General features: G+C 65.0%; 26 protein-coding genes. 15 read left to right on the forward strand and 11 right to left on the reverse strand.

Going from position 1 to position 26564, the window contains the following annotated elements:
* Positions 1–189 precede the first annotated feature (189 nt).
* A complete protein-coding gene (locus QU44_RS09160; protein ID WP_033921723.1) occupies positions 190–1176 on the reverse strand; it encodes an NAD(P)H-dependent flavin oxidoreductase in 987 nt (328 codons plus the stop codon).
* 164 nt (positions 1177–1340) lie between these two features.
* On the opposite strand from QU44_RS09160, the gene QU44_RS09165 reads away from it, so the two are divergent.
* The gene (locus tag QU44_RS09165; protein ID WP_052134538.1) at positions 1341–2072 is read left to right on the forward strand and encodes a 2-oxo acid dehydrogenase subunit E2; all 732 of its coding nucleotides are present in this window, start codon (positions 1341–1343) and stop codon (positions 2070–2072) included.
* Between the two features lie 60 nt (positions 2073–2132).
* On the opposite strand, the gene QU44_RS09170 is transcribed toward QU44_RS09165, so the two are convergent.
* Both QU44_RS09170 and QU44_RS09175 read right to left on the reverse strand, forming a co-directional pair.
* Entirely contained in the window at positions 2133–3512 is a 1380-nt protein-coding gene (locus QU44_RS09170) for an aromatic ring-hydroxylating oxygenase subunit alpha (RefSeq protein ID WP_052134539.1), read from the reverse strand.
* 48 nt (positions 3513–3560) lie between these two features.
* Positions 3561–4133, reverse strand: a complete 573-nt coding sequence (locus QU44_RS09175; RefSeq protein WP_052134541.1) for a carboxymuconolactone decarboxylase family protein — start codon at positions 4131–4133, stop codon at positions 3561–3563.
* A 257-nt stretch (positions 4134–4390) separates the two neighbouring features.
* On the opposite strand from QU44_RS09175, the gene QU44_RS09180 reads away from it, so the two are divergent.
* The 11 genes from QU44_RS09180 to QU44_RS17440 all read left to right on the forward strand — a co-directional run bounded on the left by QU44_RS09180 (position 4391) and on the right by QU44_RS17440 (position 15934).
* Positions 4391–5371, forward strand: coding sequence for a phytanoyl-CoA dioxygenase family protein (locus QU44_RS09180; RefSeq protein WP_033921725.1), 981 nt, complete (start codon positions 4391–4393; stop codon positions 5369–5371).
* Positions 5371–6171: an enoyl-CoA hydratase-related protein gene (locus tag QU44_RS09185; protein ID WP_033921727.1), complete on the forward strand. Its 801-nt coding sequence runs from the start codon at positions 5371–5373 to the stop codon at positions 6169–6171. The genes QU44_RS09180 and QU44_RS09185 overlap by 1 nt, the downstream gene beginning before the upstream one ends.
* Positions 6172–6319: 148 nt before the next feature.
* Positions 6320–7138, forward strand: coding sequence for an SDR family NAD(P)-dependent oxidoreductase (locus QU44_RS09190; RefSeq protein ID WP_052134543.1), 819 nt, complete (start codon positions 6320–6322; stop codon positions 7136–7138).
* Positions 7139–7181: 43 nt separating this feature from the next.
* Entirely contained in the window at positions 7182–8315 is a 1134-nt protein-coding gene (locus QU44_RS09195) for a thiolase family protein (protein WP_033921787.1), read from the forward strand.
* A 4-nt stretch (positions 8316–8319) separates the two neighbouring features.
* Entirely contained in the window at positions 8320–8730 is a 411-nt protein-coding gene (locus tag QU44_RS09200) for a Zn-ribbon domain-containing OB-fold protein (RefSeq protein WP_052134548.1), read from the forward strand.
* A 2-nt stretch (positions 8731–8732) separates the two neighbouring features.
* A complete protein-coding gene (locus QU44_RS09205) occupies positions 8733–9527 on the forward strand; it encodes an enoyl-CoA hydratase/isomerase family protein (RefSeq protein WP_052134549.1) in 795 nt (264 codons plus the stop codon).
* Positions 9524–11779 (forward strand): CaiB/BaiF CoA-transferase family protein, encoded by a 2256-nt coding sequence (locus QU44_RS09210; RefSeq protein ID WP_033921729.1) that lies wholly within the window; start codon positions 9524–9526, stop codon positions 11777–11779. The genes QU44_RS09205 and QU44_RS09210 overlap by 4 nt, the downstream gene beginning before the upstream one ends.
* 28 nt (positions 11780–11807) lie before the next feature.
* Positions 11808–12125, forward strand: coding sequence for a 2Fe-2S iron-sulfur cluster-binding protein (locus QU44_RS09215; RefSeq protein WP_033921731.1), 318 nt, complete (start codon positions 11808–11810; stop codon positions 12123–12125).
* Positions 12126–12178: 53 nt separating this feature from the next.
* Positions 12179–13684, forward strand: coding sequence for an aldehyde dehydrogenase family protein (locus QU44_RS09220; RefSeq protein WP_197054280.1), 1506 nt, complete (start codon positions 12179–12181; stop codon positions 13682–13684).
* Between the two features lie 22 nt (positions 13685–13706).
* Positions 13707–15149, forward strand: a complete 1443-nt coding sequence (locus QU44_RS09225) for a CoA transferase (RefSeq protein WP_197054281.1) — start codon at positions 13707–13709, stop codon at positions 15147–15149.
* Positions 15150–15217: 68 nt separating this feature from the next.
* Positions 15218–15934, forward strand: coding sequence for a GntR family transcriptional regulator (locus QU44_RS17440; RefSeq protein WP_052134553.1), 717 nt, complete (start codon positions 15218–15220; stop codon positions 15932–15934).
* Positions 15935–15964: 30 nt separating this feature from the next.
* Here QU44_RS17440 and QU44_RS09235 read toward each other — a convergent pair whose 3' ends face one another.
* From QU44_RS09235 to QU44_RS09260, 6 genes are all read right to left on the reverse strand, one after another.
* Positions 15965–17419, reverse strand: coding sequence for an aldehyde dehydrogenase family protein (locus tag QU44_RS09235; RefSeq protein ID WP_052134555.1), 1455 nt, complete (start codon positions 17417–17419; stop codon positions 15965–15967).
* A gap of 117 nt (positions 17420–17536) precedes the next feature.
* A complete protein-coding gene (locus QU44_RS09240) occupies positions 17537–17857 on the reverse strand; it encodes a 2Fe-2S iron-sulfur cluster-binding protein (RefSeq protein WP_033921733.1) in 321 nt (106 codons plus the stop codon).
* A gap of 29 nt (positions 17858–17886) precedes the next feature.
* Entirely contained in the window at positions 17887–18675 is a 789-nt protein-coding gene (locus tag QU44_RS09245; RefSeq protein ID WP_033921734.1) for an enoyl-CoA hydratase-related protein, read from the reverse strand.
* A gap of 26 nt (positions 18676–18701) precedes the next feature.
* Positions 18702–18932 carry a biotin/lipoyl-containing protein gene (locus tag QU44_RS09250; protein ID WP_033921736.1) on the reverse strand — a complete coding sequence of 77 codons (231 nt, stop codon included), beginning with the start codon at positions 18930–18932 and terminating at the stop codon, positions 18702–18704.
* A gap of 15 nt (positions 18933–18947) precedes the next feature.
* A complete protein-coding gene (locus QU44_RS09255) occupies positions 18948–19955 on the reverse strand; it encodes an alpha-ketoacid dehydrogenase subunit beta (protein ID WP_052134556.1) in 1008 nt (335 codons plus the stop codon).
* Complete coding sequence (locus QU44_RS09260; RefSeq protein ID WP_052134557.1) at positions 19952–20974, reverse strand: thiamine pyrophosphate-dependent dehydrogenase E1 component subunit alpha; 1023 nt, start codon at positions 20972–20974, stop codon at positions 19952–19954. Before QU44_RS09260 ends, QU44_RS09255 begins: the two co-directional genes overlap by 4 nt.
* 244 nt (positions 20975–21218) lie before the next feature.
* Here QU44_RS09260 and QU44_RS09265 point away from each other — a divergent pair, with 244 nt between their 5' ends.
* Both QU44_RS09265 and QU44_RS09270 read left to right on the forward strand, forming a co-directional pair.
* Positions 21219–22841 carry an AMP-binding protein gene (locus QU44_RS09265; RefSeq protein ID WP_052134559.1) on the forward strand — a complete coding sequence of 541 codons (1623 nt, stop codon included), beginning with the start codon at positions 21219–21221 and terminating at the stop codon, positions 22839–22841.
* A 31-nt stretch (positions 22842–22872) separates the two neighbouring features.
* Positions 22873–23757, forward strand: coding sequence for an acyl-CoA thioesterase (locus QU44_RS09270; protein ID WP_033921737.1), 885 nt, complete (start codon positions 22873–22875; stop codon positions 23755–23757).
* A 5-nt stretch (positions 23758–23762) separates the two neighbouring features.
* Here QU44_RS09270 and QU44_RS09275 read toward each other — a convergent pair whose 3' ends face one another.
* Both QU44_RS09275 and QU44_RS09280 read right to left on the reverse strand, forming a co-directional pair.
* On the reverse strand, positions 23763–24593 hold the full coding sequence (locus QU44_RS09275) for an SDR family NAD(P)-dependent oxidoreductase (RefSeq protein ID WP_033921738.1): 831 nt from the start codon (positions 24591–24593) through the stop codon (positions 23763–23765).
* Positions 24594–24716: 123 nt separating this feature from the next.
* Positions 24717–25487 (reverse strand): FadR/GntR family transcriptional regulator, encoded by a 771-nt coding sequence (locus QU44_RS09280; protein WP_052134560.1) that lies wholly within the window; start codon positions 25485–25487, stop codon positions 24717–24719.
* A gap of 295 nt (positions 25488–25782) precedes the next feature.
* Between QU44_RS09280 and QU44_RS09285 the strand changes: the two genes are divergently transcribed.
* Complete coding sequence (locus QU44_RS09285) at positions 25783–26562, forward strand: enoyl-CoA hydratase/isomerase family protein (RefSeq protein WP_052134565.1); 780 nt, start codon at positions 25783–25785, stop codon at positions 26560–26562.
* The last annotated feature ends 2 nt before the right edge of the window (positions 26563–26564 follow it).

The following is a 26564-nucleotide window of genomic DNA, read 5'->3' on the forward strand; positions in this document are numbered from 1 at the left end:
TCGCACTGCTCTCCTGATCCGTGCACAACGCTGTTTCGTCGGACGGCTTATTTATATTTGTATGACGTAGTTTAATATCTTGTCCACCGAATAGCGTCAACTTGAATCCGCAGCACCCTAGCTGAGCAGGATTTCCGGCGATCGCAGTAATCTACGCTTACTATGTTGACGGGCCTGACCCCTGCCCGACTAAGCCGCCGCCTCCGCCTCCGCCTCCGCCGCCATATCCGGCACCCGGCACGCCGCAACATATTCCGAACGCAATCGGCGGACGAGTTCGGCGACGGGGGGTATATCGTGCACCAGATCAATCCCCTGCCCCGCGCTCCACAGGCTCTTCCACGGCTTCGCGCCAGCGGGAAGATGGTCGTATCGCATCTTCGCCACCGGCTCCGGCAGGGCTATGGGATCGAGCCCGCAGGCGATCATCGACGCCGTCAGCCAATTGGCGTGGACCCCGGCAATCCGGTCCGTGTACAGCAGGCCCGCGCTGCTTTCGGCGATCAGCATGGCCTTATACGCTTCCGATGCACCCGATTCCTGCGTCGCGATGAAGCGCGTTCCCAGATAAGCGAGATCGGCACCCAGCACTTCGGCAGCACGGATCGCGGCACCATTCGCCACCGCGCCCGCCATCACGATCACGCCATCGAACATCGCGCGTATCTGGGGAATCAGCGTCAGATGGCTTATCGTGCCCGAATGGCCGCCGCCGCCAGAGCCGATCGCAGTGATTCCGTCCACCCCCGCCCGGATCGCCTTTTCGGCGAAGCGCACGCTGATCGCATCGTGAAAGACGATGCCGCCCCAATCATGGACCTGCCGGGTGAGCTCGGAAGGGTCGCCGGTCGCGCTGACGATGATATCCACGCCATAGCGCCCGCAAATCGCCAGGTTGGCACCCAGCTCCTCAGACGCCATGCGAGTCGCCAGGTTCACCGCCAGCGGGCCGATACGCGCGCCGGGATTCTGGCCGGCATGGCGGTCCAGATCGGCGCGAATCGCGGCGAGCCACGCCTCGAACTGCTCGATCGAGCGCGCGTTGGCGCGGGGCAGCCCACCGATCATCCCCGCCTTGCACGCTTCGCGCGCCAGTTCCGGTGTCGATACCAGGAACATCGGGGCGCAGAATGCGGGAAGAGTCAGCCGGTTCTTGATCGCGTGCGGCAGCGCCATGGGATGTCCTCGTTGCTCATTTCGCCTCCGGGATAGCGTCAATTCACATCCTGTCTAGCTATGTTGACTTGGTTCCGGCCCGTTCCTAGAAATGCCGTCTACCGACAGCGGCCATCGGTGCGCCGATAGGTGCCGCAGACGGTGATCCACAGGAGAGAGACATCATGACCGCCGAACCCGCCGCCCCCGGCCCAGAGGCGATCTTCGCCGAATTCGGCGCGGTCGAAACCCGCCCGCTCACGCGCTTCCAAAAGATCGTGGCCAAGCGGCTGGCCGAAAACGCCAGCACCATTCCGCACGTCACCCACCATGACGATATCGACATCACCCGCATCGAACAGGCCCGCAAGGCGCTGACCGGCGATGTGAAGGTAACGACGCTCGCTTATGTGCTGAAGGCGGTGGTCGCGGCGCTGCAGGACTATCCGCAGTTCAATGCCTCGCTGTCGCCGGACGGCGGCACGCTGATCCTGAAGCAATATTTCCATATCGGCGTCGCGGTCGATGGCCCGCTCGGGCTGCTGGTCCCGGTCCTGCGCGATTGCGACAGCAAGGACGTGACCGCATTGGCCGCCGAACTCGCGGCGGTGAGCAGCGAGGCGCGGAACAAGGGATTGGGCTATGAAAGGATGATGGGCGGCTGCTTCTCGATCAGTTCGCTGGGCGGGATCGGCGGCACGGCGTTCACCCCGATCATCAACGCCCCCGAAGTCGCGATCCTGGGCATCACCCGCGCTGTGACAAAACCGGTATGGGACGGCACCGGCTTTATCCCCCGGCAGATGCTGCCGTTGTCGCTAAGCTATGACCACCGTGTCATCAACGGCGCCGATGCCGCACGCTTCGTCCGCCGGATCGGCACCGCGCTGGACGACCTCGCCGGTGCCCATGGCTGATCCCACCATCCCACCGCCCCTGCGCACGTCCGGGGCGGTGGGAGAATGCTCCGGGCCGCCTCACGCCTCCATATAACGGTCGATCATCTCGTGCAGGTGGCGACAGCGTAGTTCGGTGTAGCGGCCAAAATGGATCGCCTTGCTGCCCAGATCGCGCAACCCCGCCTGGAGCGGCCCCAGATTCGTTTGGTCCTGGTCATAGACTCCCGCCAGGAAGCCCAGTTCGGTGGCGCTTGCCCAGCTTTCATCCTCGCCCAGCATCCGCAGGGGAACGCCCTCGCCCTTGCCGCCCTTTGGATGGCGTTTGTACAGCATCACTTCCATCAGCGTCAGATCGGTGCGCCGTCCCACGGGCCGCCAGCGATAGCTGGTCTTGGTGCCCATGCCGCCCCAGATCGCGAAGTTCGGAAAGAATTGATAGGATATGCCATCCAACACCTCGGCATCGGCAGCATAGCCATAATCATAGCCGGTGTCCTTGAGCAGGCTCTGACGCGACAGTTCTGCGCCATAATGGCGCGCGGTCAGCCCTTCTTCCAGCGAGACATCGCTGCGGTTTATGCCCGCGCGCGACCCCACCCGCACCATCGCCTGAAACACCTTGTCCTCGCTCAGCTCGCCGAAATCGACCTGAGGCGACGGCAGACCGATCGGCGTCATCATTCGATCGACATGATCCGAAAGCCGGTCATATTGCGTGTTCGCATCGCAGGTGAACATCGCCACCTGGGGATGGGTGGTGGCGACATGCGCCGCTTCCAAAAAGGCCTCGGCAACCGCTTTCCAGTTTGCGGGCACCAGCTTGCCGACATGCGCCACCTTGTAGCAATCGGCCATGTTCCAGCGATCGAAATGGTGCGGAATGGGATCGAGCTGTTCCAGAAGCGGCGGCGCGCCATCATCGAAATTGATGAAGACAAAACCTGCCCAGCGGTCCAGCCGGATTTCGGGCAGCGCGAAATTGTCGGGATCGATCTGCGGGAAATCCCAGGGCAGCGGGCAGGATTTGAACGATCCGTCGCGCTCCCAGGCAAAGCCGTGATAGGGGCAGCGAAATTCCTGGCGGGTGCCATTGGCAAGCATCAGCTTGCGGCCCCGGTGCAGGCAGACATTCTGGAACGCCCGGATCGAACCGTCCTGCTGGCGCACGATCAGCACCGAATGATCGATCAGGTCAAAGACATGGGTGTCGCCCGGCGTGGGAATATCCTCTTCGCGGCAGGCGAATTGCCATGTCTTGCGAAAGACCTTTTCCACCTCCAGATCGAAAAACGCCTGGCTGGTATAGCGGTCTGCCGGGATCGGCAGCAGCGGCATGGCACCCGGCATGTTGACCTTCAGGATATCGGGTGCGGGCTGGGGGTCCAGCGCCAGCAGTTCCGAATAGCAGATCGTATGCCCCTGGCGAACCGCCTCCGAGGCGACTGAAGTCTCAAGCATCGTTCCGAAATCCTCTTCCAATATTATGCGCGATTGTGACGGCAGGCGTCACGCGCGGGCGGCGGCAGCCTCTTTCTGGGCTTCGCGCAGCACATCCAACCCGTTCAGATCGTCCAGCGGCAGGCGGGCGACTTCACTGATCCGGGCCAGCATCATGTAATTGCCGATCGTGTAGAGCGTCTCGACAATCTCGCGGTGCGAATAATGCCCCGCGACCGCCGCGAAGACGGCATCGCTCACCCGCACCTCCTCCACCACCTGCCGGGCAAAGGCGAGCAGCGCCTGTTGCCGCGCGCTGAATACCTCGGCTGCGATATCGCGCAGCGCGATCGCGTCGATCTGGGCGCGGGTGGCGCCCAGCGCGGCTGCGATTTTCTCATGCTGCGCCCATTCATACGCGCCCTTTTCGAGCTCAGCGGTGAGCAGCACGACAAGCTCGCGATCGATTTCGTTGAGCTCCAGCGCGGCAAAGATCGCCTTCGCAAAGGGGCGGTACGCGGCATAGGCGGTGGGGGCATGCGCCTGAAGCCGAAAAAAGTCGGATTTCCCGGCGGGGCCGCGCGCGTCCTCCGCCAGCGTGCCGTCCAGCGCGCCCACCGAAATCAACGGGATTCGCAGCATCTCCACTCCACCTCCTGAATCGTCGCACAAACAGCGCCGCGCCGACGTTCATTCCTGCAATCATCGGGGCATAGCCTATAGCAGCCAACCTAGTTAGTCTACTATTCGATGCGCGCTTCATCCCGCACCAATTCAGCCGCAAAAATCGCTCTGAGCAGCGGCACGGCGAGGCGGCCATTGAAACATCTTCAACTTTGATATAGTTGTCTCGAAAGCCACAGGCGCTGGCCGAATGTGATGCCACCCAGGAGAGGTGAATGACGATCAATATGGAACATGCGGTGGAACTCAGCGCCGCCGCGATCATGCCCGCCAAAATCCTGCGCGACAGCAGCGATGCGATGGACGATCATGCCGAACTCAACCGCCGCTATGAGGAAGAGGGTTACCTCTATTTTCGTGGCCTGATCCATGACGAGGTCCTCCGCCGCGCCCGTGCGCGGATGATCGCCGCGCTGGAACGCGAAGGGCTTGCGATCGCCGATGGCGACCAGGCGGTGTGGACCGGCGGCGATCGCCCGACCTTGCCCGAAGTAAGCCCGGCCTATGCCGGCATCGTCGACGAGCTTGTCACCGATCCGCGCGTCCTGCCGCTGCTGGAAAAGATACTGGGTGAGCCGGCAACCACCGTGCCGATGGTGCAATATCGCGCCTATAAGCCCAACAACAAGCTGGGCGGCGTCCATCAGGACGGCTTTCACAGCCCCGGCATCCACGGCTATCGCCCGCTATGGATCGCTCTGGTCGATATGGAACCCGCAATGGGGGGGCTGGTGCTTGCCCCGAACCACACGCGCGAAGGGTTTTTCCACAATATCGGCCAGCCGCCGCGATTTCCGGTCCCGCAAGGCGTGATCCCAGAGGAAGATTGGGCACGCGCCGAATATCGCGCAGGCGATGTGGTGGTCCTGCATCCCTATACGCCGCATGTCGGCCTGCCCAACACGTCGGGCCATCTGCGCCTGTCGATCGACACGCGGGTGCAATCGGCGGCGCATCCGGCGACGATCGTGGGCACGCTGCGCGCCCTGTCCGCCGAGTCGATTGCACTGGAACTGGCGGACGGCACACTTCGCCCCTTCGGGATCAGCGAGGCCACCTTCATCCGCACCGGCGAAAATCGCGGGCGCCGCATGTCGCGGGCGGAATTGCTGGAACAATCGCCGCTCGGCCTGAAGCTTTTGGCGGCGCTGGACGGCGATCAGGTGACGATGCTGCGCCAGGCCGATTTCGGCTGATGGCGGACCTCGAACTCGAAAATGTCAGGCTGGAAATCGAAGACGGCCTGGCCGTACTGACACTCGATGATCCTCAGCGGCTGAATGCGATTACGGCGGCGATGGCCACGTCGATGATGCGCGCGCTGCAGGAATGCGCCAAGCCCCGTCACGGCGTCCGCGCGCTCTACCTCACCGGCGAGGGGCGCGGCTTTTGCGCGGGCGTCAACATCGCGGGGCGGGGCAGCGAAGGCAATGCCAACCTCCCCGTGCTGCTGCCCGCCGACGGGATATATCACCCGCTGATACGCAAATTGCGCGGATTTGACCGGCCCATCATCATTGGCGTCAACGGCGCGTGCGTGGGCATCGGCCTGGCGATGGCGTTGCAGGCCGATTATGTCATCGCGTCGCAGGATGCCTATTTCTCGGCGCCCTTCGCCAAGCTGGGCAGCGGCCCCGATTGCGGGCTTACTTGGGGTTTGCCGCGCGTCATCGGGCCGGGCCGCGCCCGCCATATGCTGCTCCGCGCCGAAAAGGTGAGCGCCCCCGTAATGGAGCAATGGGGATTGGTGAGCGAATTGCTCCCCGCCGACGGATTCGCCGCCCAGGCGCGGGCCACCGCCGCCGCGCTGGCAGTGGGACCAACCGTTGCGCTCAGCGAGATGCGCCGCCTGCTCCAGGACAGCCCCGACCGTGCATTCGAGGCGCAGTTGGAGGCCGAATCGCGCGCGCTGGTCCGCACCTTTCGCTCGAAAGACAACCGGATCGGGATGCAGGCCTTTGCGACGAAATCCCAGCCGGTGTTCATCGGCGAATAAGCGGGCGCGCGATCCCGGCTTCATGGCGATCTGCGCTTGACAAGTTCGTCATACAGAACATAGTTTACTATCATACAATAGTGCGGGGATACGCCGCCGTGAGGGAGAGAGAACCGATGCCCGGACCCGTTTTTTCGGCGCCGCGACCATGAGCGGTAGTGCATCGCTGGACGGTGCCGTCGTCCTTGTCACCGGCGGCGCATCGGGTGTTGGCCTGGCTCTGGCTGAAGAGGCGGCGCGGCGCGGCGCGCGGCTGTTCCTCATCGATCGCACCGATCCTGCTCCCGTGGTCCAGCGGCTGCGCGCGGCGGGGCATGTTGCTGACGGCATTGCCGCCGATGTGACCGATTATGCTTCCGTTGCGGCCGCGATCGCTGCGGCGCTGGCGGCATTTGGGGGCATCAATATCGTCTGCAACAACGCCGGAATCGGCGCATCCGGGGGGCTCGATACGGTGGACCCGGCGCAGGCCCGCGCGGTGATCGACGTCAATTTGCTCGGCTATGTCCATGTTGTCCACGCCGCCGCTCCCGCCTTGCGCGCGGCGGCAGGCGCGGGCGGCCCCGCCGCGCTGATGATCGTCGGTTCGGAACATTCCCTGGGAGTGCCGCCGCATGTCGGCCCGCTCAGCATCTATACCGTCACCAAATTCGCCCAACTCGGTCTGGCCGAAACCGCCCGGCGCGATCTGGGCGGGGACGGCGTCGCCGTGTCGCTGCTTGCGCCCAGTTGGGTTCTGACGCCGATGATCCGGGGTTACATGGGCGCAAGCGAGGCGATGGCTGCGGCGATCGAGCCCTTTGGTCAGGAGCCGGGCGATGTCGCCCGTGCCGCCTTTGACGGGCTGCTCGCCGGTGCCGAGATCATCGTCACCCATCCCGCCAGCCGCGCATTCGCGCTGGCCCGGCTGGAGCATCTGAAAGCCGAGATCACGCGCGCCCTGCCCGTCGGCGTGGCGCCCGAATGACGGCCTGGTTCCGCCAGGCCCCCGCAACACCATGGAGAACGACATGTCCGGAAAGAGACAGGTAGCCGTAGTCGGCGTCGGCCAAACCGATTTCGGCGCGCTGTACGCGAATCGCGACGCCCGACGCAACGAAACCGCATTGGGCCTCGAAGCGCTGAAGATGGCGATCGAGGACGCAGGCATCGACAAGAGCGAGATTGACGGCCTTATCACGTCGCGCATCGCCTATGAACATACCGCCAATGCGGCGGGGCTGACATCACTGCGCTATATCAACGGGCTGGAAGGCTCTGGCCGGATGAGCGGGGTATCGTTCCAGACCGCCGTGACGCTGATCGAAACCGGCCAGGCCGATGTCGTCGCATGCGTCTATGGCAATAATGGCCGATCGGTGCAGATGAAATATGGCGGCGGCTCCGGCACGCCCACCATGGCGCATGACGCGATATACGGCATGACGTCGCCCGGTGCCTATCTGGCGCTGATGCACCGCCGCTATCAGCACCTCTATGGCGCGCCGGACAATGCACTGGCGGCGATCGCGATCAACAATCGCCGCAATGCCGTGCTGAACCCGGTGGCGGTGATGCGCGAAGAGATCACCGAGGAACAATATCTCAGCAGCCGCTACATCGCCGATCCGCTGCGGCTTTATGATTATTGCATCATCAATGACGGTGGCTGCGCAATCATCCTCACCTCGATGGATCGCGCCAAGGATCTTCAGAAGCGCCCGGTGCGCGTCGCGGCAAAATCCTGCATCGCCACCGCCAATAATTATTATACGCGCAACGACTTTTTCTACGAAGGCTGCCAGCGCGTCGCCGACGATCTGTACCAGCAGACCGGACTGAGGCCGAGCGACATGGATTCGGCGCAGGTCTACGATAATTTCACGCCCACCGTCGTGTTCAGCCTCGAAGGTTTCAACTACGCGCCCCAGGGCGAGGGATGGCAATGGGCGACGCTGGATCGCATCGGCCGCGAAGGCGAGATGCCGGTCAACACCGCCGGGGGCCACACCGCCGAAAGCTATATGCAGGGCTGGGGCCATCATATCGAGGCGGTCCGCCAGATCCGCGGCGAGGCGGGCGCGCGCCAGCTCAAGACGTGCGATGCCGTCCAATATATGTGCGCGTCGCCGATCATCACCTCGCACATCCTGGTGGGAGAATAAGCGCATGGTTATCGACAAATATCTCGCCATGCTGCCGGCGATCACCGAGGGTAATCGCGGCTTTTGGGAGGGCGCGGCGCACGGCGAGCTTCGCCTGCAATATGGCCCGTCGGGCGTGGCGCAATATCCCGATTATCCGGTCGATCGCGTATCGCTGGATGGCCCGCTCGAATGGCGCAAGGTCAGTGGCCGGGGCACATTATGGTCGTGGGTGGTGATGCACCAGAACTACTTCCCCGCCTTTGCCGACGAGACGCCGTATCTGGTCGCCTATGTCGAGCTGGAGGAAGGGCCGTTCATGATGTCGACGATCATCGATCCCCCGGCGGAACTCCAGTGCGGCGCAAAGCTCGAAGTCGTTTTCGACAAGATCGACGACGAACGCTCGATTCCGAAATTCAAGGTGGTGGGCTGACCATGGATAGCATCGATCAGGACGCCGTGCTCGTTTCGCATGGCACCAACGGCGTCACCACCATCACCTTCAACCGGCCGAAACAGCGCAACGCGATGAACCGCGCCGCGCGCGTCGGCATCATCCGCGCGCTGGATGCGTGCCGGGGCACATCGCGGGTGGTGGTGTTGAAGGGCAGCGGCCCGTCCTTCTGCGCCGGGGTGGATATCAAGGAGGGACCGGTCAGCACCGGCGATGCCGAACTGGACCGCCGCAGCGAATGGGGCGAAGTGCAGGAGGAGTTGCGGCGCCACCCGGCGATCGTGATTGCCGCCGTCGGCGGTTTCGCGCTGGGCGGCGGTCTTACCCTGGTCAACACCGCCGATCTGGCGATTGCCGCCGACGAAGCGTCGTTCGGCCTGCCCGAAATCGGTTTCGGCATGTATCCGGCCTTTGCTGGCCCTTCCACCCAGTTGCGGATCAACCAGAAGCGCGCCGCCTGGCTCGTCCTCACCTCCGACCGGATCGACGGCAAGACGGCGGAGCAATGGGGCCTGGTCAACAAATCGGTTCCGCTCGACCAACTGGATGCCGAGGCGGACGCCCTGGCCGAGCGCATCGCCGCCTTCAGCGATGTCGGGCTGGAAGTCAGCAAGGAACTGCTCTGGAAGGTGCCGTCGGAAGCGTCCGAATGGTCCGCCGCGATTGCGCTGGGCGCGGCGACGACAGACCGTATCCGCGCGCGCAAGGCAGACGCGGATGCCGGGCGCGCCGCCTTTGCCCAAGGGCAGCGCAATCCGGGTCAGGGCACCGCATGACCCAGGCTCGGCGTCGCCTACGCATCGCCGAGATCACGACGACGACGGCGGGGATGGCCTGTGGGCGCATTTTCGCGGCGCTGGGCCATGATGTGATCCGGCTGGAAACCGATGCCGTGGCGGGCACCACGGATCGCCCGTTCACCCGCGCGGCACTGAACGGCGGCAAGCGGTGCTTGCCCGCCGGGCCGTCGATCCCCCAGGCGTTGCTGGAACATGTCGCACAACGCGCCGATATCCTGCTGCTCGATGCGCCTGCGGGCCAGGCGGGTTTCCCCGATGCAGCCATCCTTGCCGCGCGATCGTCGGGGCTGATAACCGTATCTGTCACGGCGTTCGGGCTTTCGGGCGCATGCGCCGGGATGCCCAATCACAGCCTGCTCGCCGAAGCGCATAGCGGCTTCATGACGATGATCGGCGAACCCGATCGGGCGCCCTTGATGCTGGGCGGCGAGCAATCCGCCTATGCCACGGCCTGGACCGCATTCTTCGGAGCGATGCTTGCCGTGCTGCGACGCGACAAGGGCGCGGGCGGCGATCTGGTGGAAGTGAGCCAAAGCGACGTCGCCGCTTATATGGACTGGAAGAGCGACGTCATGGTCTTCCATTCGGGCAAGGCCCCGAACCGCACCGGCGCGCATAGCGGGTGGTGGCGGATCGTGAAGGCCGCCGACGGATTCGTCGCGGTGGTGTTCACGCCCGATCAATGGCACCAGCTTGTCGAACTGGTCGATGATCCGCGAATGCGCGTCCCCGAACTGGCCGATCCGGTGCAGCGGCTGAAGCATGTCGATCGCGCCTGGGCGGTGATGGGCGATGTCTTTGCGGCGCGCACCGCCCATGAACTCTATCTGTCGGCACAAGCGCTGGGGCTGCCCTTTGGCTATGCCGCGACGGTTGCCGATCTGCTCGCCGATCCGCAGTTCCAGAGCCGGGGCTTCGTCCTGCCGCCCGCCGCGCGACGCAAGGATGCGCCGATCGTCGCGCTGCCGCTGCCGATGCCGGGGCTCGATCAGGCCCAGCCGGTGCTGCCCCAGCCCGATCTTTCCGCGCTGGCGCAATGGCCGCTGCGCCCGGATTTCCCCATCACCCGCGCCGATGTCGCCCCGCTTGCCGGGGTGTCGGTGATCGATTTCGGCGTCATCACGGCGGGTGCGGGCACCGGGCGGCTGCTGGCCGATTACGGCGCCGATGTGCTCAAGGTCGAATCGCACGATCGCCCCGATCCTTTCCGCAAATGGCAAAATCCGGTCGAAGAGCCGCAGGCAGAGCAGCCTCGGGTATCGCCGCTGTTCGCATCGAATAATTCGGGCAAGCGCGGGCTGTTTGCCGACATGAAGACGCCGCATGGCCGCGCCCTGGTCCGGCGGAAATGCCGCAGCGCCGATATCGTGCTGGAAAATTTCCGGGTGGGCGTGACCGCGCGGCTAGGGATCGACTTTCCGACGCTGAAGGCAGAGAATGCGGAGCTGATCTACCTCTCGCTTTCCAGCCAGGGCCAGGAAGGGCCGGAGGCCCGCTATAGCTCTTATGGCTCGACGCTCGACATGCTCACCGGGCTTGGCTCGATGACCGGCTATGCCGGGGGCGATCCGATCTGGTCGTCGGGCGCGGTGAACTATCCCGATCAGGTCGTATCCATGGCGGGCGCCGCGCTGATCGCCCATTCGCTGGTGATCGGCGCGCGCGGCCTGCACCTGGATGTGTCGCAACGCGAACTCGTCACCTGGACGCTGGCCGATGTGATGGCTGAATTTGCCTTCACCGGTGCCGTGCCGCAGCGCACCGGAAACCGCAGGCCATGGGGCGCGCCGCATAACAGCTATCGCACCGATGGCGACGGCTGGCTGGCGCTGGTCTGCACGACGGACGCGGAGCGCGCGGCGCTGGCCCGGCTGATCGGCGGTCTGCCCCAGGATGCGACGGGGCAATGGTGGCACGACAATGCCGATGCGAGCGACGCGGTGATCGCAGCATGGGCGCAGCGGCACGGGCGCGATGCGGCGGTTGCGCTGCTGAACGAAGCCGGGGTGCCCGCCATGCCGGTCCGCACTGCGGCGGATCGGGCACGCGACCCCCGCTATCGGGACCGCCGCCTGGCATTGGTCGATACCGACTGGATCAAGGGCTTTCCCCTGATCCTCCATCGCTATGCCCCGTCCGTCCCCGCTCCCCCGCCCGAACTGGGCGAGGATGTCGGGCCGGGTGGCACGGACGACGCAATGCCCATGCCGGCCCAGGTGCCGCAATGAAGATCACGCGAAAGCGGAAGGAAAGTGGATGGTAAGGATCGTGTTTGTCGATGCCGGCGGGCAGCGTACCGAAGTGGAGGGCCAGGCTGGCCAGTCGGTGATGCAGGCTGCGCTTGAGAATGATATTCCGGGCATCGAAGGGCAATGCGGCGGACAGTTGAGCTGTGCCACCTGCCACGTCATCGTCGATGACGCCTGGTATCCACGCCTGGAGGCGCCGACCCACACCGAAACCGACATGTTCGACGTCACGGCGGCAGAGCCCAGCGCGACGAGCCGCCTGTGCTGCCAGATCGTGCTCGATCCCGCGCTGGACGGGCTGATCCTGCACGTGCCCGACGCATGAACGCGGACGCCCGTGCCCCCGGCGCAGTATCGTCAGAAGAGGAAATTTCGGAGATGGCATCCATGGCGAACCGTGTGCCCGCCGCGTTCGATCGCGATTATCAGATGCTGATCGACGGCGAATGGACTGGCAGCAGCACCGGCGAAACGCTGCGATGCGTCGATCCGTTCGATCTGCACGAATGGGCACAGATTCCCGCCGCCTCTGCCGAAGATGTCGATCGCGCCGTCGCCGCCGCGCGCCGCGCCTTCGATCAGGATGGCTGGCCGCAACGCACCCCGCAAGAGCGCGCCGCGCTGCTGCGCAAGCTCGCCGATCGCATCGAGGCGCATTGCGACGAACTCGCGCGGATGCAGGTGCATGAAAACGGCAAGCTGATGTCGGAGATGTTCGGCGGGGCACGGGCGATGGTGCCCCATGCCCGCTATGTCGCGGGGCTTGCGGAAAACGCCATGGGCCATTCGGTCGAGGCGCTGCCCGGTTTCACCAGCTATACCGTGAAGGAAGCGCTGGGCGTGGTCGCGGCGATTCTGCCGTGGAACACCCCGCTGGGGCTATTGTCGTGGAAGCTGTTCCCGGCGCTGGCGGCGGGGTGCACGATTGTCATCAAGCCGTCCGAAGTCACGTCAGCATCGACGCTGCGCCTGGCCGAACTGTGCCAGGAGGTGGGCTTTCCGCGCGGCGTGGTGAATGTCGTCACCGGCCATGGCCAGCCGACCGGGGCGGCGCTGGCCAACCATCCCGGCGTGGACAAGATCGCCTTCACCGGATCGACCGGCGGGGGCAAGGCGATGATGGCGGCATCGGTCCATCGCGTCGGGCGCACGACGCTCGAACTCGGCGGCAAATCGCCCAACATCGTGTTCGCCGATGCCGATCTGGACGATGCGATTCACGGCGTGATGGCCGGGATCTTCGCCGCCACCGGCCAATCCTGCATGGCGGGATCGCGCGTATTGGTGGAGGCGAGCATCCATGACGCCTTTGTCGAACGGCTCTGCGCGGCAGCAGCGAAGCTGAAACTGGGCGATCCGCTGGCGGCCGATACCGATATGGGGCCGGTCGCGTGCCGCAACCAATATGCCAAGGTTCAGGAGTATATCGCAATCGGCAAGGCCGAGGGCGCGACCCTGGCCAACCCCGAACTGGCCGACGCGCTGCCCGATACCGGGCTTTTCGTGCCGCCCACGATCTTCACCGGCGTCGCCCCCAGGAGCAGGCTGGCACAGGAAGAGATTTTCGGGCCGGTATGTAGCGTGATCCGGTTCGAGGATGAAGACGATGCGGTGCGGATCGCCAACGATATCAGCCTGGGGCTGGCGGCGGCGGCATGGACCCAGAATGTGGGCCGCGCACACCGCATGGTGAAGCGGCTGCGCGCCGGGACGGTGTGGATCAACGCCTATCGCGTCGCGCATTATACGATGCCGTTCGGCGGCTTCAAGGAAAGCGGCCTGGGTCGTGAGCTGGGGCCGGATGCGCTCGATCCCTATACCGAAACCAAATCGGTATGGATCAACAACGGCGCGGTGCGGCAGAGCTTCGGTCGGAAATCCTGATATGGTGGCGGGGGCGCAGGCGATGCTCGCTACGCTGTGGCGCGGGCTGGGCGGCGCCGATGGCGATCTCGCGCGGGTCACGATCACCGGTGATCGGGCACTCCCCTCCCCCTTTGCCGTAACCGATCTGGCCGCCGCGAGCATCGGCGCGGCGGGGCTGGCGGTCAGCGAACTGATCGCGACCACGGGCGCGCCCGCGCCCCCGCTCACCGTCGATCGCACGATGGCGAGCGGCTGGTTCCGCTTGCCGGTGGGGCCATCCGAACGGGTCGCCGGGCCGCCAAAAACAGTGCACGCCACGCCGTGGATGACCGAATTCGCCACTGCGGACGGGCGCTGGCTGCGCCTTCAGGCGACGTTTCCCACGCTGCGCCGCCGCGTTGCCGAAGCGCTGGGCGTGGCGCCGACGCCAGAGGCCTTTGCCGAAGTGATTCGTGGCGGCACGGCGGACGCAGTGGAGGCGCAGTTGATCGCGGCGGGCGCCGCCGTCGCCGCCAATCGCAGCATCGCCGAATGGCGCGCCCATCCCCAGGGGCAGGCAGTGGCGCAAGAGCCGATCCGGCACTTTGACGAACGCGCTCCGCTGGCATCCCCCGAACGCGGCTGGTCACCCGATCCTGCGCGGCCGCTTGCGGGTATCCGCGTGCTCGACATGACGCGCGTCATCGCCGGGCCAATCGCAACCCGCTTCCTCGCAAGCTGCGGCGCCGAAGTGCTGCGCCTCGATGTGCCGGGTTCGGACGAAAGCAGCGGCATGATGGGCCAAGGCAGCGACCTGATGCTCGGCAAGCGCTGGGCGTTTCTCGATCTTCGCGCACCCGGCGGGCGGGACCGCTTTCTGGAACTGGTGGCAAAGGCGGATGTCCTCGTCCATGGCTATCGCCCCGGCAGCCTGGAGGCGCTGGGCATCCATCGCGCGATGCTAGACGAAGCGCGCCCCGATCTGGTCGAGGTGCGGCTGAACGCCTATGGCTGGACCGGCCCGTGGCGCGATCGGCGCGGCTTCGATACGCTGGTCCAGTTCAGCACGGGCATTTGCGATGCCACCAGCGCCTGGGCGCTCGAAGATCCGCAACACCGCCTTCCGCTGATGGTGCTGGGCCATGCGATGGACGCCAGCCGCCCGCGCCATCTGCCGGTGGAAGCGATTGATTTCGGCACGGCATATCAGCTTGCCGCCGCCGCCCTGCGCGGGCTTACGCACCGGGTGCAAACCGGGCGCGGCTCGATCGCGCATTTGTCGCTGGCAAAGACCGCGCAGATCTTGATCGACACCGGCTTCGTCGCCGCGCAGGCGCCGATCACGCTGCCGCTGGACGGCCCCTATGATCCGCTGATCCGCGCCAGCCCGAGAGGCGCGGTGCGCCAGCTTGCGCAGCCGGTGGCGATCCAGGGCTGTCCCTTGTTCTGGGAACGCCCCTATGAGGCGGCGGGGGCATCGGCGCCGGTCTGGTCGGTGGAGTGACGGGGCACTATTTCTGTCCCGACGAACCGGGCATCTATCGAAATACTGCCCGATGCAGGGACGGGATATTGGGAGAGTGGACGCTGTCGAACGAGAATGCCCAAGCGCTGAACATGCCCGATGGCGAGGGTGGGCCACTGTTACGGGACCAGGTGGCGCACGCGCTGCGCAGCGCGATCCTGGACGGCACGCTCAAGCCGGGCCAGCGCCTAACCGAACATTTCCTCATCGAACTGGTCGGCGTGAGCCGAACCTCGGTGCGCGAAGCGGTTCGGGTGCTGCAGGCCGAACGGCTGCTCGAAAACTCGTCCAGCCGGGGCGTCCGCGTCGCCATGCCCACGCTGGAAGAGGCCGAGCATATCTATGAAATCCGCTCGATCCTGGAACCTGCCGTCGCCCGGCTGTTGTGCGAACGCGCCACCGACGATGCCGTGGCCGCGCTGCGCGCCGCGTTCGACGAGGATCTGGAAGGCAAACCGCGCGTTGGCACCATTCTCAGCCGGTTCGATACCGTGTTCTTCAGCCGATGCGGCAATCCGGTGATGCTGAAAGTCGCCGAGCCGCTCTATTCCCGTATCATCCTGCTGCGATCCTTTGCGGGCCGGTCCGCAGCGCGCCATGTTGCCGCACGGCAGGAAATCGAAGAACTGATCACGGCCATCGAAGCACGATCGGTCCGCCGCGCAACCGCCGCCTCGCTTCGCCACGTCCGCGCCGCACGCGCATTCGCCCTTCGCGCGCTGGTGGAAAATCCTGACTGGCGCATGGCGATCCTCCCGGCCTGACGCCGGGGGGAGGCCCGGCACCTCGCCCGTTCAGCCGGCCAGCCCCAGTGCGACCGTCTTGGTCTCCAGATAGCTGTCAATGCCTTCCTGGCCATGTTCCTGGCCCCAGCCGGATTGTTTGAACCCGCCGAACGGCACGCTGAAATCGGCCCGCCCGCCATTCACCAGCACGGTGCCCGCTTCCACATTGGCGGCAAAACGGTGCGCGCGCGTCAGGTCGCGGGTCCAGACATAGGCGGCAAGGCCATATTCGGTATCGTTCAGTTCGGGCATCAATGCGTCCAGATCGTCATAGGGCGTGGCGCAGACGACCGGCCCGAAAATCTCCTCGCGCATCACCCGCATGGAGGGCGTGACATCGGTGAACAGCGTCGGCGCGAAGAAGAAGCCGGGCCGATCCAGCGGCGCGCCGCCAAACACCAGCCGCGCACCCTCCGCCACGCCGCTATCGACCAGTTCGGTGACGCGCGCGCGCTGCGCCTGCGAGATCAGCGGCCCCATCATTACCGACGGATCGCTCGTTTCGCCGATCTTGATGTTGGCGATCACCTGCTCGATACCCTCGATCACCCGGTCATAGATCGAACGATGCACGAACAGCCGCGATCCGGCGACGCAGGCCTGGCCGCTGTTGACGAACATCACCGATGCGGCGGCGGGGATCGCGCGTGCCAGATCGGCATCCTCACAGATGACATAGGGCGATTTGCCCCCCAGTTCGAGCGTGAGGCGCTTCAGATTGGATGCTGCCGCCGCGATGATGTGCTTCGCCGTCGCGCCGGAGCCGGTGAACGATACTTTGCGCACCAGCCGGTGCCCGGCAATCGCCGCCCCCGCCTCTGCACCGCCCAGCACGATATTGACGACGCCCGCCGGAACCCCGGCCTCCGCCAGCAATGCACCCAGCCGCACCGTGGACAGCGGGGTTTCCAGCGCCGGCTTCACCACCGCCGAACAGCCGGCGGCAAGTGCGGGCGCGATCTTCCACGCGGCGGCCATCAGCCCGAAATTCCAGGGCGTGATAAGCCCCACCACGCCCACCGGCTCCCGGCGGGTAAAGGCGAAATTGGCACCGGGATTGGCCACGTCCGACGTGCGGCCATGGATCTTCGAAATCCAGCCTGCGTGATAGCGGAAACACTCGGCGGCATTGCTCGCCTGATAGGCACAGAACATGCGGTTCGCGCCCAGCGTGCGGCGTTCGATCTCGGCAAATTCGGCGGCGTTCGCGTCGATCAGTTCGGCCACCCGCCACAGGATGCGCGACTTTTCGTCCGCCGTTCTGCCGCGCCACACCCGGCTATCAAAGCTTGCGCGCGCGGCGGCGACGGCGCGCTCCACCTCTTCGGCACCGCCATAGGCCGCCGTGGCGATCGTCTCGCCGGTCGCCGGATCGCGCACCGGCGATGTGCGATCGGTCACGACCTGGTCTTCGCCGATCCGCATGGCGATGGTCTCGGGGAACGTGCTGGTCTGTGCGTCCATGGTCCTTGCGTCCTCACCTTCATGGCGGCCATCGTGATCGGGCCAGCCTGTGCTGGCCCGATCCTAGAGCGCCCGCACAACCAAGTCTACGTAGTAATATAGGATGTACCCGGCGCATCACTGCGATTCCGGCAGGTCCACTTCCAGTCCGTCCAGCGCCGCGCTAAGCTGGACCTGGCACGAAAGCCGGGTGCCTGCCGCCTGCTTGCCGGTGAGTTCGAGCATCGCCTCTTCCAGGAACAAGGGTTCGCCGACCTGCGCGCGCCAGGCTGCGCCGATCCGCACCGCACAGGTGCCGCACGCCATCGCCCCGCCGCATTGCGCTTCGATCCGGCGAATCCCCGCATTCAGCGCCGCCATCATCAGGCTCTGCCCCGCATGTGCCCGCACTTCCCGGACACTGCCATCGGGATCACGGAAAAATAGGGTCAGCGCCATGCGCCTGCCACCGCCTTGCCCGGCACCGATCAGCGCCCCGTAAAGTCCGGCTTGCGCTTTTCGAGGAAGGCGCGAACGCCCTCTTCATGATCCTGGCTGAGCTGCGACAATGTCTCCAGCCCCAGATGCGCGTCCATATACGCCGCCGCTTCCTGCCGCAGCCGCATGTTCAACGCCCGCTTCGTCGCGCCGATCGCCTGGGTCGCGCCAGAGCCCAGCTTGTCCACCCAGCGTTGCACCTCGTCATCGAGCAGCGCATCGGGCACCGCCACCGTCACCAGCCCGATATCCGCCGCTTCGCGCCCGTTCAGCAAATCGCCGGTCAGCAGATAGCGCCGCGCTGCGACGATGCCGACCAGCGGAGGCCATAGCAGCGCCCCGCCATCCCCCGCCGCCAGTCCCATGCGGACATGGGTGTCGCCGATCCGGGCGCTTTCGGCCATCACGGTGATATCGCAACACAGCGCGATGGTGGCGCCCAGGCCAAGCGCCGGGCCGTTGATCCGGGCGATGATCGGCTTGTCGCAGTCCAGCATGTCGGTGACGAGTTGCCGCGCCTCCGCCATGCTTTCCATCCACAAGGCGCGATTCTCGATCATCCGCGCCATGCGCTGAATATCGCCGCCCGCTGAGAAGCTGGTGCCCGCCCCGGTGAACACGACGCAGCGCGTTTCCGAATCGTTGGAAAGATCGCGGAACAGGCGGTTCAGTTCCGCCTTCATCGCCGGGGTTGCAGCGTTGACCGGCGGATTGTCGATGCACACCCACAGCGCCAGACCCCGGCGTTCCAGTTTCAGCGTCGAATAATGTTCCAACATGGATCGGTCCGGCCCTGCCGCGCCGGTCAGTCGATCGATCCGATCAGCGCGCCGGGTTCATAGGTTTCGCCCACCTCGCCGACGATCTTGAGCGTGCCAGCTGCGGACGATTCTATTTCCTGAACCGATTTGTCGGTCTCCAGCGAATAGATCGGAGTGCCGATCTCGACGCTGGCGCCATCGGCCACCAGCCATTCAACCAATACCCCCTCGGTCATGCTCATGCCCAGCTTCGGGACGCGAATTTCGGTACTCATCGATAGATCCCCTGATTATGCGGCCATCAGGCGCTGAATCGCGCCCTGAATTTCAAGCTGGCTGTACAGAAACGCCTTTTCGAGCGGGGGGGCAAACGGCACCGCCGCATATTTGGACCCGACCCGGCCGACCGGCGCCTTGAGCCGGCCCCATAGTTTTTCCTGCACCCGCGCGGCGATTTCGGCGCCGACGCCGAATGCCTTGATCGCTTCATGCACGATCAGGCAGCGCCCGGTCTTGCCGACCGATTCCAGGATCGCCTGTTCGTCGAACGGCGCGATCGTCCGCAAATCGATGACTTCCACCGATATTGCCGGGTCCAGCGCGGCGGCAACCGCCAGCACGTCGTTCACGGCCTTGCCATAGCTGACCACGGTGATGTCATGCCCCTCGCGCGCGATCGCCGCCTTGCCCAGCGGGACGCGGTGGCCGGGGGGCGGTGCCACGCCCTTCTGCTGGAATCCCATGATATGTTCGATGAAGATGCACGGATTGTCATCCTCGATGCACGACAGCAACAGGCCCTTGGCGTCCGCCGGATTGGAGGCGGTGACCACCTTCAACCCCGGCACATGCGCCAGCCATGCTTCCAGCATGTCCGAATGCTGGCCACCATTGCCGCGCCCGGCGCCCGCGATGGTACGGATCGTCAGCGGGACGCTGGATTGGCCGCCGGACATGAACCGCAGCTTTGCCGCATGGTTGACAAGCTGGTCCATCGCGACGGTGATGAAGTTCATCAACATGATCTCGGCCACGGGCCGCATTCCAGCCAGCGCCGCGCCCACGGCGGCGCCGACGATCGCCTGTTCGGCGATCGGCGTGGAGCGCACGCGATGGTCGCCATATTTCGTCGACAGGCCCTTGCTCGTCTTGAACACGCCCCCGCCCTGCGGATCGGCCACGTCCTCGCCGAACACGATGACGCGCTCGTCATTGGCCATCGCCTCGTCCAGCGCCTGGTTCACGGCCTGGAGCGTGCTGATCATCTTGGGCGCTTCGGTCGTTGTACCCGTGCTCATGCGACTTCCTCGATCTGGAATGGCGTCTCACCGCTGATGGCGGGGGTAATCTCCACGTCGAGGACATCCTTCAGGATCTCGTCCTCGCCCGCATAGGGGCTTTCCAGCGCATAGGTGACGGCGTCTTCCAGCTCGGCCAGGATCTGCGCGTCAATGGCCCCCAGTTCCTGCTCGCCGATCTGCAGGTCGAGCAGCTTCTGGCGATAGGCCGGGACCGGATCGATCGCCAGGAAGGCGGCATATTCCTCCTTGGGAATATATTCGCCGGGATCGCCGAACGAATGCCCCATGAAACGAAACGTCATCGCCTCGATCAGGCTCGGCCCATCGCCGGCGCGGGCCTTGGCCACTGCGCGGGCGGCGGCATCGTACATCGCATCGGCGTCGTTGCCGTCGATCCGGATCGCCTCCAGACCATAGCCGATCGCGCGGTCCGAAATCGTGGCGCACGCGGTGCCGTCCGCGAACTTGGTCTTTTCGGCATAGCGGTTGTTCTGGCACACGAAAACCACCGGCAATTTCCACACCGATGCCATGTTCAGCGCCTCGTGAAATGCACCGATATTGGTTGCCCCGTCGCCGAAACAGCACACTGTCACCCGGTCTTCGCCCTTCAGCATCGACGCCCAGGCCAGCCCGTTGGCGATCGGCAGCCCCGAACCGACGATGCCCGTCGTCACCATCACGCCGGTTTCGGGATGGGTGATGTGCATCGGACCGCCCTTGCCCTTGCAGGTGCCCGTCGCCTTGCCCGCAAATTCGGCCCAGAGATCCCGCACCGGAATCCCCTTGGCAAGCTGATCGTGGATCCCGCGATAGGTGGTGACGAGATAATCGTCCTGGCGCACCGCCGCCATCAGCGCGGCGGAGAGCAATTCCTGACCGCGCGGCGAATAATAGGCGATGGCAAGCTGGCCGCCCAGCAGCATGCGGCGAAACCGCTCGTCAGACCGGTGTATCCGCGTCATGCGGGTGTAGATATCGAGATAGCGGGAACGCTCAGGCGCGCTGGGTGCCATGGAAAACAATCCCTCCTAATCATGCCTCGGACAGAGGCATATGATCCAACTTTGCCTGTCGCCTAACCTGTCTACCTTTCTTTGTAAAGCCGCCACTGTCGGGGAGTTTGCGCAAGCGCAGGGACGGGCCGCCGGGGCGTATCGGGGTCATCGCAATGGTGCGCGGCAACCTGGTTGACTAGTTTATAGCTGAAACCTATGCCGGGTCGAAGCTGCTACGTTCGACAGCGATCAGGGGAGCAACATGCCGGACTGGAGCTGGGTCACCGCGCACGTGCCACACGCCGCAGAGTGCGTCCTCAGGGACATGCTCGAACAGCGCGCGCGCGACACGCCGGACAAGCCCTATGTACGGTTCGAGGATGGTTCATCCTGGACCTATGGCGAAACGCTGACGGCAGCGCGGCAGGCCGCCGCAGGGTTGGCGGCGCTGGGCGTCACGGCGGGCGATGTCGTGTTCCTGTGGCTCCCCAACGGGCCGGGTTTTCTGCGGGCGTGGTTTGGCGTCAACTTTCTGGGCGCTGCCGTCGCGGCGCCCAATCTGGCGCTGCGCGGCACGGTGCTGGAGCATCTGATCGCGCTTTCGGGGGCGCGGATCGCCATTGTCCATGGCGGCGTGATGGACAGGCTGGGCGATATCGCGCTGGGCAGCCTGACCACCCTGGTCGAGGCGGGGCCGGCAAGTGGCCTGGACCTGGGCCTGCCGGTGCTGGCGGCCGATGCCGTGCTGACCGGCCATCCCGCCGATGCCGCGCCACGGGCCATGATCCACCCCTGGACGCCGCAATTCATCCTGTTCACATCGGGGACGACCGGGCCGTCCAAGGGTGCCATCGTCACCTATGTGCAGATGCACGATCTGGCACGCGCCACCTTTGGCGGACGGCTGGGCGCCGATGATAATTACCTGCTCAACATGCCGCTCTTTCATATCAGCGGTACGCGCGCCGCCTATGGAATGCTGATGCTGGGCGGCGCGATCACGCTGGTCGGGCATTTCAAGACCGACAGCTTCTGGGACATTGCCCGCCAGCACGGCACCACGGCCTGCGTTCTGCTCGGCGCCGCCGCCAGCTTTCTGGAAGGGCGCCCGCCCCGCCCCGACGATGCCGACAATCCGATGAAGCTTGTGTCGATGGTCCCGCTGGTCCGAGACCCTGGGGCCTGGGGCGCGCGCTTCGGCGTCGATGTCGTCACCGCTTATGGCATGTCCGAATTATCGGTGCCGATCCTGTCGGATCGTAATCCGGCGATCGCGGATAGCTGTGGGAAACTCCGGCCCGGCTACCAGGCGCGGATCGTCGATGATTTCGATTGCGACGTGCCGGAAGGCGGCATCGGCGAACTGATCCTGCGCGCCGACCGTCCCTGGACGATTTCTCCCGGCTATTGGCGGATGCCCGAAGCGACCGCAGAGGTGTGGCGCAATGGCTGGTTCCACACCGGCGACAGTTTCCGTCGCGATCCGGACGGCAATTACTTCTTCGTGGACCGCAAGAAGGACGCCATCCGGCGGCGCGGCGAAAACATCTCGTCCTATGAAGTCGAGGTCGAGGCGCTGGCCCATCCCGCCGTGCGCGAGGCGGCGGCCATCGGCGTTCCCAGTCCGGTGAGCGAGGATGATCTGATGATCGTCGTCGCGCTGGAACCCGGCGAAACGCTGGATGCAAAGCTGCTGTTCGATCATCTGCGCCCGCGCATGGCCCATTTCATGCTGCCCCGCTATATCCGCTTCGTCGGCGAATTGCCCAAGACGCCCAGCCTTCGCGTGCAAAAACACCTGCTGCGCGATGCGGGCGTGACCAGCGACACCTGGGATCGGGAACTGGCCGGGGAAAATGTCCGGCGCGAGACGATCGTCGGATGATCACCGCGATATCCCCCCGCAACGCCTGAAAATGCGCGCCACGCTCACCGAATTGCTGACGCTGGAGCCGCTGGAACCCGGCGTATTCCGCAATATCGCCAATGTGCCCAATGCCAATGGCGTGGCCTTTGGCGGGCAGATCGTCGGCCAGGCGGTGGTGGCGGCGAGCCACGGCGTGGAGGACAAGGCGCTGCATTCGGTGCATTGCAATTTCCTGACCGGCGCGTCGCTCACCGAACCGATTCGCTATGTCGTGACGACCTTGCACGCGGGCCGCAGCTTCGCTGCGCGTCAGGTGATCGCCATGCAATCGCGCGGTGCCGTGTTCACCATGACGGCGTCCTTCCATGCCGACGAAGCCCATTTCGAGCATCAGCGCCCCCCATCCGCGCCCGCGCCGGACCCGGACTTGCTCGATACGGTCACGACCCATGCCCGGCGGATGGAGGGCGCGCTCAATCCGATCGCCTATCGTTTTTTCACCCAGTCGCGCGCGATGGAGGTGAAGCCGGTCAGCACGGCAGAATGGCTGCATCCGGGGGCCGATTCGCACCGCCAATATTGGCTGTCATGCGAACCTGTTGGCGCGCTACCGGGATTGAGCCGCGATGCGGGCGACAAGGCCGCCTTTGCGTTTATCTCCGATTTCTGGCTGGTAGGCGTGGGGGCGATGCCTCATGCGCCCACCCCGCCCGTGATCCAGTTGATGATGGCCAGCCTGGATCACAGCATCTGGTTCCACCGCTCCTTCGATCCGACGCAGTGGATGCTGGTCGATGCCGATAGCCCCGTCGCGCAGGGCGGGCGCACCCTGGCGCGGGCGACGGTGTTCGATCGCGCGGGAACGGTGATAGCATCGCTGGCGCAAGAGGCGGTGATGCGCCCCCGCCGCCAGAATGCGACGCAGGGCGATTGATCGGATCAGGCCATTGCCGGCATCAAATTGGTCACGCCGCCATCGACGACGATCTCGGTGCCGTTGACATAGCCATTGTCGGGATGCGCGACAAAGGCGACGGCCCGTGCGATGTCCCAGGGCGATCCCTGGCTGTTGGTGGGGGACAAGAGCGCCCGCTTGGCAAGCATCGCCTCGGCTTCTTCGGGCGGGCGGCTGCGCCGGATCGCGAGCGAGGCATGGGGGGTGTCGATCATCCCCGGCACCACGCAGTTCGCGGTAATGCCATATTGCCCCACTTCCACCGCCACGCTTCGAGTGAGTGTGGTGAGCGCCGCCTTTGACGCGGCATAGGCGTGGTTCGGGCGCCGCCCGCTCGTAAGCTTGGCGGCGATCGAGGTGATGGCGATCAGCCGGCCAAAGCCGTTCTCGCGCATCAGCGGGACGCAGGTACGATAGGCCGTGAACGCGGCGCGGGCGTTGACGGCAAAGGCGCGGTCCCACTCGTCCTCGCCATAGGCGTCGAGCCCCGCACCCGATCCGCTCAACCCCACATTGAACAGCAGCGCGTCAAGTCTGCCCCGCCAACCATGGGCAGCGCCAATCGCATCGACAAGCTGGCGGGTATCCCCCACATTGCAGGTAACGGCGATCGCCGCGCCGCCGCGCGCGTGGATAAGGTCGCAGCTCTGCCGGGCCGCTGCTTCCGACCTATCGGCGACAACAACGTGATAGCCGTCCACCGCCAATTGCACCGCCGATGCCTGGCCGTTGCTCCAGCCTTCGCCCGCCGAACCGCCGCCCAATACCAGCGCGACACGATCGCTCTGCCCGCCCTTACACGCCTGTTCCGCCATCCTCGCCTCATCCCCTGGATTTAGTCGCGCATGCCGATCAACGCGGCGTGGCGTGGCAGAACCCATAGCCGATTGCTGGCCATTGCCAAATCAATCTATCTAGGTTGACTATGTTGAGCAGGGCTATTCGAGAATGTCGATGACCGCCGTCTGCGCAACTTCGTCCAGCCAGAACTTCCCGGCATTCACCATGTGGCGCGACCAATGTTGCTCAGCGGCGGCGGCCTCGCCCCGGCTGATAAGGCCGGCAAGCCGCTCGTGCGACTTGATGCCATAGCGCATTTGCGCCCAGCGCGGCTCGCTATCATCGACGGGCCGCCGCCGATAGACCATTTCCTGATGGCGGCTGACAATATCGTCCAGCGCATAGGCGAACATCGCCAGCGTGATATTCCCGGACTTTTCCAGCAGAATACGGTGAAAACGGCCGGTGGCGTGTTGCAGGCCGGCAGCGTCGCGCTTGTCCGCCAGCGCCAGTTCGACCGCGACCTGCGCGTGCAGCGCCTTCCCGGCTTCGACCGGATTAATCTCCGCCGCCAGCCGCGCCGCCTGCGGCTCCAGCAGCGTGCGGGCCTGATAGACATCGCCGATCGTCGCGCCATGCGCCTGCAACGCCACCCCCGCCGATCGCGAGATCATATCCGCCGTCGGTTGCAGGATCGTCGCGCCCCGCCGCGCCCCGCGCGAGATCAGGATGAGGTTCTCGGATTCCAGAATTCGGATCGCTTCGCGCAACGTCGGCCGCGAAACCTCGAACTTCGTGATCAACTGCGCCTCGGGCGGCAGATTGTCCCCCGCCTGCAATTCCCCGGTTATAATCGCTTTTCGGATACGCCCGGCGACCAGTTCTGCGGTCTTGGGTATCCTCACGGTCTGCGACGCGGCCAAATTCATCCTGTACCCCTCCTGCATCGCCACCTGATTTGGAGGCGGCACAGGTTAAAATAGACTAAATTGGGTACATATGTAATAAAGTCCGGCTTTGTAAAGCATTTCGATGAAATGCTCGCAGCCTTTCAGCCCTTTGCCAGCAAGAGGCGCGCATTCTGCCCGCACATCCCGACGCCCCCCACCCCGCAGGCGGACGGCCCGCTACCGAGAACCCGCCCACCGTCCTCTATATCGTAGTTGACTTTGTTTGCCCCAATGGATCATAGGACAAGAAAGCATAAGGCAGGAGGGGCAGGACGTGGCCGACGAGGTGATGGCAAAAGTCGAGGATCGCGTCGGATATGTCATCCTGAACCGGCCCGACGCCAGGAATGCGGTATATCCGGAAATGCTCGATCCGGTAATCGAGGCGATTGAGACACATACCGCCGATCCGGAGGTGCGCGTGATCGTGCTGACCGGCGCGGGGCAGGCGTTCTGCGCCGGGGCCGATCGCGTCAAGTTCCTCCAGCCGCTGCCGCATAAGAGCGTGGCTGAGATCCAGGACGATATCTATCGCCGCTTCATGGGCGTCGCGCGCGCGCTCAAGCTGTGTCCCAAGCCGACGATCGCGGCAGTGCGCGGCGCCGCTGTGGGTGCCGGATGCGAATTTGCCGTGGCCTGCGATTTCCGGATCGCCGCGCCGGATGCGCTGTTCTGGGAAAACTGGATCGATCTGGGGATCATTCCTCCGCTGGGCGGCATGTTCATGCTCCCCCGGCTGATCGGCTATGAACGCGCCGCCGACATGATCCTGCGCGCGCGAAAAGTGGATGCGCAACTGGCGCTGGCCTGGGGCCTGGTTAGCGAAGTGGTCGAAGGGCCGTTCGATCCCGCCGTCCATAAATTCGCCCTGTCGCTCGCCCGCCGTTCGCCGCGCGCGCTCGCCCTTGCGAAACAGGGGCTTCGGCGCGGTGCCGAATCCAGCCTGGCGGCGGAATGGGAATTCAACATCCAGGCGCAAAGCCATTTGCTGACCGGCCCCGACTTTGCGGAGGCAATGGCCGCGATGGCCGAGGCCCGGCACCCGCAATTCTGACG

This window comes from Sphingomonas sp. 37zxx, assembly GCF_000786205.1.
In the GTDB taxonomy this organism is placed as follows: Bacteria; Pseudomonadota; Alphaproteobacteria; order Sphingomonadales; family Sphingomonadaceae; genus Sphingomonas.

Excerpts from the sequence above, each read along its gene's own strand:
- QU44_RS09250 (WP_033921736.1), bottom strand. The coding sequence starts at position 18,932 with ATGAGTACCGAAATTCGCGTCCCGAAGCTGGGCATGAGCATGACCGAG.
- QU44_RS09220 (WP_197054280.1), top strand. The coding sequence starts at position 12,179 with ATGGCATCCATGGCGAACCGTGTGCCCGCCGCGTTCGATCGCGATTAT.
- QU44_RS09260 (WP_052134557.1), bottom strand. The coding sequence starts at position 20,974 with ATGGCACCCAGCGCGCCTGAGCGTTCCCGCTATCTCGATATCTACACC.
- QU44_RS09275 (WP_033921738.1), bottom strand. The coding sequence starts at position 24,593 with ATGGCGGAACAGGCGTGTAAGGGCGGGCAGAGCGATCGTGTCGCGCTG.
- QU44_RS09175 (WP_052134541.1), bottom strand. The coding sequence starts at position 4,133 with ATGCTGCGAATCCCGTTGATTTCGGTGGGCGCGCTGGACGGCACGCTG.
- QU44_RS09210 (WP_033921729.1), top strand. The coding sequence starts at position 9,524 with ATGACCCAGGCTCGGCGTCGCCTACGCATCGCCGAGATCACGACGACG.
- QU44_RS09180 (WP_033921725.1), top strand. The coding sequence starts at position 4,391 with ATGACGATCAATATGGAACATGCGGTGGAACTCAGCGCCGCCGCGATC.
- QU44_RS09225 (WP_197054281.1), top strand. The coding sequence starts at position 13,707 with ATGCTCGCTACGCTGTGGCGCGGGCTGGGCGGCGCCGATGGCGATCTC.
- QU44_RS09240 (WP_033921733.1), bottom strand. The coding sequence starts at position 17,857 with ATGGCGCTGACCCTATTTTTCCGTGATCCCGATGGCAGTGTCCGGGAA.
- QU44_RS09165 (WP_052134538.1), top strand. The coding sequence starts at position 1,341 with ATGACCGCCGAACCCGCCGCCCCCGGCCCAGAGGCGATCTTCGCCGAA.
- QU44_RS09200 (WP_052134548.1), top strand. The coding sequence starts at position 8,320 with ATGGTTATCGACAAATATCTCGCCATGCTGCCGGCGATCACCGAGGGT.
- QU44_RS09190 (WP_052134543.1), top strand. The coding sequence starts at position 6,320 with ATGAGCGGTAGTGCATCGCTGGACGGTGCCGTCGTCCTTGTCACCGGC.
- QU44_RS09170 (WP_052134539.1), bottom strand. The coding sequence starts at position 3,512 with ATGCTTGAGACTTCAGTCGCCTCGGAGGCGGTTCGCCAGGGGCATACG.
- QU44_RS09265 (WP_052134559.1), top strand. The coding sequence starts at position 21,219 with ATGCCGGACTGGAGCTGGGTCACCGCGCACGTGCCACACGCCGCAGAG.
- QU44_RS09255 (WP_052134556.1), bottom strand. The coding sequence starts at position 19,955 with ATGAGCACGGGTACAACGACCGAAGCGCCCAAGATGATCAGCACGCTC.
- QU44_RS09270 (WP_033921737.1), top strand. The coding sequence starts at position 22,873 with ATGCGCGCCACGCTCACCGAATTGCTGACGCTGGAGCCGCTGGAACCC.
- QU44_RS09195 (WP_033921787.1), top strand. The coding sequence starts at position 7,182 with ATGTCCGGAAAGAGACAGGTAGCCGTAGTCGGCGTCGGCCAAACCGAT.
- QU44_RS09215 (WP_033921731.1), top strand. The coding sequence starts at position 11,808 with ATGGTAAGGATCGTGTTTGTCGATGCCGGCGGGCAGCGTACCGAAGTG.
- QU44_RS09280 (WP_052134560.1), bottom strand. The coding sequence starts at position 25,487 with ATGAATTTGGCCGCGTCGCAGACCGTGAGGATACCCAAGACCGCAGAA.
- QU44_RS09160 (WP_033921723.1), bottom strand. The coding sequence starts at position 1,176 with ATGGCGCTGCCGCACGCGATCAAGAACCGGCTGACTCTTCCCGCATTC.
- QU44_RS09235 (WP_052134555.1), bottom strand. The coding sequence starts at position 17,419 with ATGGACGCACAGACCAGCACGTTCCCCGAGACCATCGCCATGCGGATC.
- QU44_RS09185 (WP_033921727.1), top strand. The coding sequence starts at position 5,371 with ATGGCGGACCTCGAACTCGAAAATGTCAGGCTGGAAATCGAAGACGGC.
- QU44_RS09205 (WP_052134549.1), top strand. The coding sequence starts at position 8,733 with ATGGATAGCATCGATCAGGACGCCGTGCTCGTTTCGCATGGCACCAAC.
- QU44_RS09245 (WP_033921734.1), bottom strand. The coding sequence starts at position 18,675 with ATGTTGGAACATTATTCGACGCTGAAACTGGAACGCCGGGGTCTGGCG.